At 66.2% G+C, this 7142-nt stretch carries 8 protein-coding genes; 4 read left to right on the top strand and 4 right to left on the bottom strand.

Going from position 1 to position 7142, the window contains the following annotated elements:
- Positions 1–52 precede the first annotated feature (52 nt).
- The 4 genes from Y705_RS0106475 to Y705_RS0106460 are packed head-to-tail and all read right to left on the bottom strand — an operon-like array spanning position 53 to position 3207.
- The gene (locus Y705_RS0106475; protein WP_026532261.1) at positions 53–445 is read right to left on the bottom strand and encodes a flagellar assembly protein FliW; all 393 of its coding nucleotides are present in this window, start codon (positions 443–445) and stop codon (positions 53–55) included.
- Positions 442–1317, bottom strand: coding sequence for a flagellar hook-associated protein FlgL (flgL, locus tag Y705_RS0106470; protein WP_026532260.1), 876 nt, complete (start codon positions 1315–1317; stop codon positions 442–444). Before flgL ends, Y705_RS0106475 begins: the two co-directional genes overlap by 4 nt.
- 2 nt (positions 1318–1319) lie before the next feature.
- Positions 1320–2711, bottom strand: coding sequence for a flagellar hook-associated protein FlgK (flgK, locus tag Y705_RS0106465; RefSeq protein ID WP_026532259.1), 1392 nt, complete (start codon positions 2709–2711; stop codon positions 1320–1322).
- 10 nt (positions 2712–2721) lie between these two features.
- Positions 2722–3207, bottom strand: coding sequence for a flagellar protein FlgN (locus Y705_RS0106460; RefSeq protein WP_026532258.1), 486 nt, complete (start codon positions 3205–3207; stop codon positions 2722–2724).
- A gap of 178 nt (positions 3208–3385) precedes the next feature.
- On the opposite strand from Y705_RS0106460, the gene Y705_RS17960 reads away from it, so the two are divergent.
- The 4 genes from Y705_RS17960 to fliS form a co-directional block, all read left to right on the top strand.
- Positions 3386–4243, top strand: a complete 858-nt coding sequence (locus Y705_RS17960; RefSeq protein ID WP_081737846.1) for a sigma-70 family RNA polymerase sigma factor — start codon at positions 3386–3388, stop codon at positions 4241–4243.
- Positions 4244–4370: 127 nt separating this feature from the next.
- On the top strand, positions 4371–5228 hold the full coding sequence (locus tag Y705_RS0106450) for a flagellin N-terminal helical domain-containing protein (RefSeq protein WP_026532257.1): 858 nt from the start codon (positions 4371–4373) through the stop codon (positions 5226–5228).
- A gap of 144 nt (positions 5229–5372) precedes the next feature.
- On the top strand, positions 5373–6749 hold the full coding sequence (gene fliD / locus Y705_RS0106440) for a flagellar filament capping protein FliD (protein ID WP_026532256.1): 1377 nt from the start codon (positions 5373–5375) through the stop codon (positions 6747–6749).
- A partial coding sequence (gene fliS, locus Y705_RS17955; RefSeq protein ID WP_049822377.1) for a flagellar export chaperone FliS occupies positions 6749–7142 on the top strand: 394 nt, incomplete at its 3' end. The genes fliD and fliS, both read left to right, overlap by 1 nt.

Here is a 7142-nt window from a genome sequence, read left to right as displayed (position 1 = left end):
GCCGCCACAAGTGCTTAATCAGCGGGGGGTAGGCCTCGGCGGAAGTGGCCGCTCAAGCCGCGCGGGTCAGCTCCGCCCGCAGGGGCCACGCCGCGCCGTCGAGGATGACCTGGGCACAGGCACCCGTGGTCCGATTCAGCACGATGGGCGCCATCAGGTTGACCGTGGTGCCGGAAGCGCCGGGATTGGCGACGACGAGGATCAGTGGCTCGTCATCTCCCAGCCCGAGGGCCGCGTGCTGCTCGGCGCTGACCGGGGGCTCGTAGTCGGGGAGGTACAGGGCGGAGTCGAGCACGAACATCCGGACCTCCGTGGTGTTACCGGCGATCTCGCCGGTCCCGTCGGAGCGCAGGGCGTACAGGCCGTCGGCGCCGTCGAGTGTATCGAGAATGAAGTCGACAAGCGGCGACAGCCCCGGCGGGGGAGTGAGGAAACGCAGCCTCATCGGAGGAAGTCCAGCAACGTCGGCTGGAGCACCCGCGCCGACACGGCGAGTGCGCTCTGGTAGGCGGTCTCCTGCATCTTCAGATCGAGGATCACCGAGGCGAGGTCCACGTCCTCCACCGCGGATCGCCGGCCCTCGAGGGCGAGCGACTGCTGAGCATTCGCGTCGCGGGCCTCGAGCAGGCGTGCGTGGCGTGTTCCCACCTCGCTGTGCTGCGTGATGACCGCCCTCGTCCGCGCGTCAAGGGCCCCGAGGTGGACGCTGACATCGCGGCTGCCGCGCAGGTCCGCAGCAAGGGTGTCCAGCAGGGTGAAGACCGAACCGGGCCCGCTGCCGAAGACGGCTTCACCGTCGGCGTCCACCCGCAGTGTGACGTTCGGGCCCAGCCTGCGTTCCACCGTGCCTCCGGTATTGAAGGTGAGATCAGGATTTACGGCATTCGCTGCGTCGGAATTACCTGCAAAGACCGAGCGCCCCGCATAGCTGCTATTCGCATGCCGGAGAAGTTCACTGCGCACCGACTCGACCCCCAACGCCAGGGCTTCCCGCGCCGCCTGGGAGATGGAACCGTTCGAGCCCTGGAGCGCCAGGTCCTTCGCCTCGTTCATCAGCGAGGTCGCGGAGCCCAGCGCCGTATCGAGCGTGCTCAGCCAGCCCCCGCCGTTCGAAAGGTTGCGCCCGTACTGCGCATTCGCGCTGGCCTCACCGCGGATCCGAAGGGCCTCGGCTGCCGCCGCAGGGTCATCCGACGGACGGGTGAAAGCCTTCTGGCTCGACGCCCTGTCCTGCAGTTCAGCCAGCCGGGACAGGTTGGTCTGCAGATGCCGTTGGGCTGTCTGCATCAGGGTCTGGTTGGTGACACGGCTGATCATGGCTACCTTCCTACAATTCCGGTGCGGTTGATGAGGACATCGAGCATCTCGTCCACCGCCGTCATCACACGCGCAGCGCCCTGGTAGGCGTGTTGGTACGTCAGGAGATTGACCTGCTCCTCATCCATGCTCACCGAGGAGGAGGAGAGCTGCTGCTGGACGGCGGACGACGCCGAGAGGGCGGCGAGGGCATTTCCCTGGAGTTCCGACCGCGTGGCCGAACCGATCCCGGTCACGAAGTTGGCCCACTGCACATCCGGCGAACCAGCGCCGTCGAGCCCCAGCTCCGAGATGCGGTCGGCCACGCTGCCGTCGTAGGCTCCGGCCGCGGGATCCCCGATGGCGATGCCGCTCCGATCCGCCGGCATCACGGCAAGGGACAGCGCCGGGCGGGAGGGATCGAAGGCGAAGAAGTCACCCTTCGCGCCGTCACCCCCATGGATGCGGTTGACCTGGGTTGCGAGGTCCCGCGCGAACGTGTCGTAGCCCGCAGCTGCCTGGGTGAGCACTCCTCCGCCGTCCGCCGGCGCGAGCAGGGACAGCGCTCCGGCCAGTTCGCCGCTCTCGAGCGCGGCGGGCGCTCCGGGACGGTGTGCCCATTCGACCTGCACGACGCCGCCTTCCGCCAGCGACGCCGATCCGCTCAGCTTCAGCTCGCGGGCGGCTCCGCCATCCACGACCGCGCTGCCGCCGATGAGGACGGCGATGGTTCCGTCCGGGTTGTCCCGTACCACCCCGCCCGCCAGGGTCGCGACGGTCGTGGCGAGCGCGGCCCTGCGGTCGATCAGTTCGTTGGCTGAGCCGCCGGCGGCCAGAGTGATGCGCACCTGGTCGTTGAGCTGGGCGATCTGCCCGGCCGTCGCGTTCACTTCCGCCACAACGCCGGTGGCGCTGCTGCGCAGGGTGGACCACTGATCCTCGACGGCGCGGTACCCTGTGGCGATGCGCTGTGCCAGGTCGTCGGCCTTGGCGAGCAGGTGAATGGCCGGTGCATCCTGGTCCGCCTGGTTGGAGAGATCCTGCCAACCGGCCCAGAACTGCTGGAGCGAGGTGGAGATCCCGTCGGCGCCGGGTTCCCGCAGGCTTGTTTCGAACGTGGAGAAGGCCTCAGCGCGGACCTCGGTGTAGCCTGCCGTCCCAGCGGAAATCCGTACCCGGGTGTCAAGGTGCGCTTCGCCGAGCCGCGCAATGCCCGTGACGAGGACACCCTGGCCTGGACGGATCCCGGTGGAGAACAACCCGAGGCGGGGCGCCTCGGAGGCACTGGTCTCGATGCGCTGGCGTGTGTAGCCGGCGGTGTTGGCGTTGGCGATGTTCTGGCCGGTGACATCGAGGCCGTGCCTCGCGGCGACGAGGCCCGTATACGCGGCGTTCAGTCCACTGAAGGTGCTCATGCTCGCGTCCTCACAGATCCTGGTTCAGAAGGTGCAGCTTGTCGTGGCCCCCGGCGGTGGTCCCGCGGGAGGTGTAGACGCCGGCGTCGGTATTGAGTCCCGCCAGCGTTTCCTGCGTTGAGCGGGAAGCGGCCCGCAGGAACTGCTGGTTCGAGTCGCGGAGCTCGCCGATCTGCGCGGCAAGGGTGGTCATGGCGTTCAGGTGGGCCGTGAGGATCTCGCCCCAGGGACCGTCGGGCGCGGCCGCGGCCAGTTGACGAAGGGTGGCGTTCTCGGGAGTGGACCACGTGGCCGCGAGTCCCGAAACCTCGACGGCACGCGCCAGCCCGGCGTTGCGCAGTCGCTCCAGCACCTGCTCCACCTCGCGGGTGGCATGGTGGAGCCACCGTGTTTTGCCCGAGGTGAGCAACAGTTGTTCTTCCTCGAGCTTGAACACGAGAAGCTCCAATAGTTCACGTTCCTGCCATAGCAGGGACGAAAGCTCGTGAGCGCCCATTGCGCCATCTCCTCTCGGGAACCACGGACGGTGGACCCGGAATCACTATCGGCATTGCTTTTGGCAATGTAAGTGGTATCTTTCACTCAATAGTTGCCCACGCGCGTGGGGTCTGCGGGTCGATGCCCAAGGTTCCGGGCGTGGCCAGCTCCATATCTTGCAGCTGGGGAGCTCGCATATGAACCGGTCCAACCGTGACTCACTCGTTATAAACAATCTACCACTCGTCGGATATCTCGTGTCCGAGCTGTGTGCCAGGGCAACTCATCTGTCCCGCGATGATCTTGCGTCGGTCGGGGCGATCGCCCTGATCACGTCAGCGGAATCCTTCGACCCGACGCTGGGTGTTCCCTTCGGTGCCTATGCCCGGCGCAGGATCACCGGAGCGTTCGCCGACGAGATGAGGTCCGGCGACTGGGCTCCGCGTTCGGCGCGTCGTCGGATCCGCGAGACCCTCGCCATCCAGGAAACCCTCACCGCCTCGCTGGGGCGGAATCCGTCGGTGGATGAGATCGCCTCGGCCCTCGGCGTGGACAGGAGCGCCGCCGAGGGTGCGCTCGAGGATGCGGCGCGGACGGTTTCCACGCTCGACGACGCCACCTCCAGCGTTCTGGTCTCGGACCTCGCGTCCCCCGAAGCTTCCCTGCTGGCGGCCGAACGGACCCGGTACCTGCGCGCGGCAGTCTCCTCGCTCCCTCCCAAGATGCGGTACATCGTGGAGCAGGTCTATTTCGAGGACCGCACCGTGAAGGACATCGCTGAGGAGCTCGGCGCAACCCACTCGGCAGTTTCCCAGCAGCGGGCGGAGGCGGTGCGCCTCCTCCACGACGGGCTGGCTACCCACTACTCCGACGCCGCCGATGTGCAGCATGCCCCCGTGTCGCGGATCTCGCCGGCCCGCAGGACTGCGTACCTCGCCAGCCTCGGGGAGGGGACGATAGGTGGCATCACGCGTGCGGACCGCCACCCGGTGGCCCGTCATGCTGGGGACCGCTACCCGGTTGTCCACGAGCCTGTGCTCAACACTGCATCCTGATCCTGCTCGAAAGAATTTCCGGGAAAGTTCGCCGAACGGCTTACGCCCGGTTTCCTCCTACCGATAGCTAAGGGTGCCGGCCCATGGATGGGCCGGCGACTTTGACCCTTTCACGGAGGAATACATCATGGGTTTCCAGATCAACACCAACACCGCGGCCAACACCGCATACCGCAACCTCTCCAGCACCCAGAACGACATGTCGAAGTCGCTCGAGAAGCTTTCGAGCGGCCTGCGCATCAACCGCGCAGCCGACGACGCCGCCGGCCTGGCTATCGCTGAAGGCCTGCGCTCGCAGGTCGGCGGCCTGAACGTTGCAGCCCGCAACGCGCAGGACGGCATCAGCGTTGTGCAGACTGCTGAAGGCGCGCTCACCGAGGTCCACTCGATCCTGCAGCGTGTCCGTGACCTCGCCGTACAGGCCGGTAACGACTCGAACAACGCCGACTCGCGCACGGCGATCCAGACCGAGGTCACAGCGCTCAGCGAGGAACTTACACGCATCGGCAACTCAACCAACTTCAATGGCATCGATCTGCTGACCGGTGTCGCTGCCGGTGGGGGATTGACGCCTGATGGCAAGATGAGTTTCCAGGTGGGCGCAGGTGGCGTTGCTGCGAACGACCAGATCGAAGTCGACCTGACCGGCGCAGACGTTCTTGCTGTTGCAACGGCCGTCGCTGGATTGACGTTCGATTCAGCGACAAGTGCGGCAACTTCAATTACGGCTGTTGACGCCCAGGTAAAGACCGTTTCCACAGCACGGTCCGAGCTCGGTGCCGTGCAGAACCGCTTCGAATCCGCGATCAACAGCATCAACGTCTCGTCCGAGAACCTGGCCGCTGCCGAATCCCGCATCCGCGACACCGACATGGCGAAAGAAATGGCGAGCTTCACCCGCTCGAACATCCTCTCGCAGGCCGGTACCGCGATGCTGGCCCAGGCCAACCAGATGAACCAGGGTGTCCTTCAGCTCCTCCGCTAAATCGGATAGCTGAAAGGCGATAGGTGCCCGGCGGTGAGGGCCAGCGACTTGGACCTCACACGCCCCCACCGCCGTGCATCCGCCTTTCCAGTGCCCCTCACGAAGAACTCATAAATCATTCCAGTCCTCACCGAAAGGGAAACCATGGCGTTCTCCATCGATGGGATAGCCAGCGGGCTGGATACCACGACCATGATCAACCAGCTCATGCAGCTCGAGGCCCGTCCCCAGGGGATCCTCAAAGCCAAGGCGAGCGCCACCCAAAGTTTCGTGACGGCCCTGCAGCAGCTGAACACGAAGCTCGCCGCACTCACCGAACTCGCGACGAAGACGGCGAAGCCCGAGGCGCTCAACATCAACACTGCGACCAGCACCTCGGAAGCGGTCACGGTGATCACTGCAGCGGGTTCGATGGCCGGTTCACTCGACTTCACCGTAAAGCAGACTGCGCAGGCCCAGTTGTCGGTCACCGCCCCGATGACGGTGTGGTCGGCCGGGGCCTCGACCCTGACCATCAGCGCCGCTGACGGAACGCTCACCGAAATCGACACCACCGGCACCCTCGATGACGCCATCACCGCCATCAACAAGGCCGGCGCCGGGGTGACGGCCGTCAAGGTGGCCACCGGAGCCACTGTCGACGGAGCTCCTGAATACCGGCTGCAATTCAGCGCCACGGCGTCCGGAACGGCGTCGCAGTTCGCCGTTCACCGCGGCACCGCCGCAGACGTGACTGCCGGGACCGCCGTCGACGTCTTCTCCGATCCCCTCGCGGCCCGAATCAAAACGGGCCAGGACGCTCAGCTGGTTCTCTACGCGGGCACTCCCGCTGAGCAGACCGTGTCCTCACCCACCAATACTTTCAGTGACCTCCTGCCGGGCGTCAGCATTACCGTCACGAAAGCTGCACCGGAACCGGTGTCCGTCACCGTGGGAAGGAACGCCGAAGCAGCCACCACGGTGGCCAAGGACCTCGTCGAAAGCATCAAGGGTGCTTTGAGCTTCGTGAGCAGCAACGCGGCAGTGACCCCCGGCAGCACGGCCGGAGCCGCGACCAGAGCCGGAGTCTTCACCGGCGACAGCAGTGTCCGCAGCATCGCGCAGAGCATCCTCACCGCGGCGACCGGCCCGATCGACGGCCGGTCGACGTCGGAATTCGGCATCACTCTCACCCGCAGCGGGTCGGTGGAGTTCGACGCCGAGAAGTTCGCCAAGGCGCTGGCCGCGGATCCGGTCCGGGTCGAGGCCGCCGTGGCACAGCTCGCCGAGCGCGTAGCCAGGGCCGGCGGGGAGGCGTCCGACAAGTTCGACGGCGCCATCACCCTCCGCATCACCGGCCAGGAATCCGCAGTCCGAAACCTCAACGACCAGGTGTCGGAGTGGGACCTGCGGCTGGAGAAGCGACGCACCACCCTTGAGCGCACCTACTCCGCCCTCGAGGTACAACTGTCAAAACTGCAATCGCAGGGGGACTGGCTGTCATCGCAACTTGCCGGTCTGCAATCCGGAGGAGCTTCCTGATGCCACTGATCTCGAATCCGGGGTACCAGGCCAAGCGGTCACAGTACGTGCAGGACGCCGTCCTGTCCGCCACTCCCGCGGGGTTGCTGACCATGCTCTACGACCGCCTGATGCTGGACCTCGCCCGCGCGGAAACCGCACAGCGCTCGCAGGAATGGACAGCTGCCTCGGAGAACCTGATCCATGCCCAGGCCATCGTCTCCGAACTGATGTCCTCGCTCAAGGTCGACGCCTGGGACGGGGCACCCGCGCTCCTTTCGCTCTACTCATTCGTCCAGGGTGCGCTCATCGACGCCAATATCCACCGCAACGTCGGGAAGACCGCCGAGTGCGCGGCGTTGCTCGAACCGCTTCGGCAGGCCTGGCATGAAGCCGCAGCCGCGCTTCCAGCGC

The organism is Arthrobacter sp. H41, from assembly GCF_000520535.1.
Taxonomy (GTDB): Bacteria; Actinomycetota; Actinomycetes; order Actinomycetales; family Micrococcaceae; genus Arthrobacter_D.
This window is presented reverse-complemented; position numbering and strand designations above follow the sequence as displayed.

Excerpts from the sequence above, each read along its gene's own strand:
- flgL (WP_026532260.1), bottom strand. The coding sequence starts at position 1,317 with ATGATCAGCCGTGTCACCAACCAGACCCTGATGCAGACAGCCCAACGG.
- flgK (WP_026532259.1), bottom strand. The coding sequence starts at position 2,711 with ATGAGCACCTTCAGTGGACTGAACGCCGCGTATACGGGCCTCGTCGCC.
- Y705_RS0106475 (WP_026532261.1), bottom strand. The coding sequence starts at position 445 with ATGAGGCTGCGTTTCCTCACTCCCCCGCCGGGGCTGTCGCCGCTTGTC.
- Y705_RS0106450 (WP_026532257.1), top strand. The coding sequence starts at position 4,371 with ATGGGTTTCCAGATCAACACCAACACCGCGGCCAACACCGCATACCGC.
- fliD (WP_026532256.1), top strand. The coding sequence starts at position 5,373 with ATGGCGTTCTCCATCGATGGGATAGCCAGCGGGCTGGATACCACGACC.
- Y705_RS0106460 (WP_026532258.1), bottom strand. The coding sequence starts at position 3,207 with ATGGGCGCTCACGAGCTTTCGTCCCTGCTATGGCAGGAACGTGAACTA.
- Y705_RS17960 (WP_081737846.1), top strand. The coding sequence starts at position 3,386 with ATGAACCGGTCCAACCGTGACTCACTCGTTATAAACAATCTACCACTC.